Consider the following 734-nt stretch of genomic DNA (forward strand, 5'->3'; position numbering starts at 1 on the left):
GATTAATTGATCACGCCGCCAGGTTTCTTGCTGAATCAATTGCAAACTGGTAAGCAATACATGTGACAACAATGGCGCAGCTGCCGTAGTGTAGCCGTAGGTGCGACCCTGTTGAATCAGTGTTTCAATGACAGGCATTTGCGCCGCCACAAACGCACCGGATACACCAGCCGCCTTGCCCAGCGTGCCCATGTAAATCAGGTTGGGCATATTACGTTCTGCGGCTTCCAAAAAAGACAGACTGCCCCGCCCTTCAGCGCCCAGCACACCAAAGCCATGGGCATCGTCCAGCAGCAACCAGGCATCGAAACGCCGGCATAAATCCAGCAAGGCTGCGACCGGTGCACAATCCCCATCCATACTGAATACCGCATCCGAAATCACCAGTTTGCGCCGTGCTTCAGTTACTGCCAGCTGTTTTTCCAGCGCCACAAGATCCAGATGGGAATAACGAATGAAACAGGCGCGTGACAGCAAAGCGGCATCATTGAGTGAAGCGTGATTGAGACGATCCGCAAAAATGGCATCACCTCGTCCCACCAGTGCCGTCACTGCTGCCAGATTAGCCATATAGCCGGTGGAAAACAGCAATGCACGCGGCAACCCAACAAATTCAGCCAACGCCTGTTCCAGCTCGTGGTGCGCCTGTGAATGGCCACTGATCAGGTGTGAAGCACCCGAGCCCACGAGACCAACGAGAACCTCGTATGCCGTCTTCGGCTTGAAAAAAAAAA

Annotated in this window: 1 protein-coding gene; it reads right to left on the bottom strand. The window is 53.7% G+C overall.

What is annotated here, in order from left to right:
* On the bottom strand, nucleotides 1-734 hold a 734-nt coding region (locus SQ11_RS15540; RefSeq protein ID WP_041515113.1), incomplete at both ends, for an aminotransferase class I/II-fold pyridoxal phosphate-dependent enzyme.

The sequence above is a fragment of the Nitrosospira sp. NpAV genome, assembly GCF_000832065.1.
Lineage (GTDB): Bacteria > Pseudomonadota > Gammaproteobacteria > Burkholderiales > Nitrosomonadaceae > Nitrosospira.